Origin of the sequence: Selenomonas sp. oral taxon 149 str. 67H29BP (assembly GCF_000146365.1) — a bacterium.
Lineage (GTDB): Bacteria > Bacillota > Negativicutes > Selenomonadales > Selenomonadaceae > Centipeda > Centipeda felix.
On the sequence record NZ_GL397090.1, the window covers coordinates 1 to 1,335 of the forward strand.

A 1,335-nucleotide genomic window follows, 5' to 3' on the forward strand; every position below is an offset into this window, starting at 1 on the left:
GATTCTGTAGCTTGATTTTTTAAGGGCAGGGTGTTTTGTTCCCGTTTCGGGAAACTCCCTCAGATGGCCCCATGTGATATGTCCAAGTTCGTGTGTGAGCGTCCATTGGATTCACTCGCACGGCTTTATCGCGTCGTTGTAGCATATTACGTGTTTATCGCGTCGGTCACGGTATTCTGCTGTTCCATAGTTCGAGCCGAGGGATTCACGGACATTCAGGACTACTAAAGGAGTACGAGGAGCAGGGGCTGTTTGACCGTGCAACGAACCCAAAGTACTGGATTTATGCACGTGGTTTTGCTGCGGATTTCGGGAATTTGTTCGGCAGTCAAATTCCGTTCTTTGCCATAAGTGCTGTGATGCCGGAGATTGGCGTAGCGGCGAAGGTCTCGCAGGTGCTGAATAGCGGGCTTGGCAAAGTCGGGCTGAATCGGGCGGCTGGCCTTTTTGCTACACGCGTTAAGGCCCTTGTCGGCGGAGAGGAGCGTACGTTAGCCGGCAGTGCAGGACGGGAAGCCATCGGCGACTTTACGAGCTGGGCACCGACAGGCGTTATAGACGCAGCGTCGAATACAGAAAATGTCGCACAATACTTGCGCGAACAGGGCTATAGCGACGACGAGATTTATGAGCGGATGAAAAAGGAGTTCGGCTATGAACTCCCGTACGACATTGTATCGCAGGGACTTTTCGGCACGTTCGTGGGTGGGCGTGGTGTGCGCGCAGCTCTCAGCAGGAAAATTGAGGGCTATGACCTCGGGGGGTCTGGGGATGTTCCCGTGCAGGTGCGTAGCCTTGCGGATGATGCCGCACCTTTTATCGGTGTCACAATGGACAACGGCACGGAAGGCTGCGTTGAGGCGGTCACAAAGATCGGCGCAAACTCCTCGGCGTTCCTTGCGCAGGAACTCAAAAGCGGCGTTGTAAACGTTGACCGTCTGGTTGAAGATGCGGGGGATAATGTCATTGCCTTTGACCCGAATCAGCTTGAAGAAGGCGACGTGATTGTCTACGGAGACGAAAGCGACCCGCAGCGCCATGTGGTGCTCTATGATGGCAAGGGCGGCTATATCGGCAACTCGTCCAGCCGTAATCTGGTTGTCCATGAGAGTGACTATAACCAGATGGGAGACTGGCACCCGACGAAGATCATCAAGTCGGGCGCGTTGTTCCGTGGTGCTTCTGTGCGCCCCATCTCTGCACCGCAGATGGACTTCACGGGACTCGTCTTTGACGAAAAGGATATAGCGGCGACACAGAAAGCCCTTAACAATCTTGTGCACGGCGGACAGCCAACACCGGAACAGAGCGCGGCGATTCTCTCGGCGGCAGATG

Annotated in this window: 1 pseudogene; it reads left to right on the forward strand. The window is 54.9% G+C overall.

The annotated features are described in order from the left end of the window. Window positions 1-317: 317 nt before the first annotated feature. Window positions 318-1,335 (forward strand): annotated as a pseudogene (locus tag HMPREF9166_RS11600) (hypothetical protein); the annotation flags it as partial.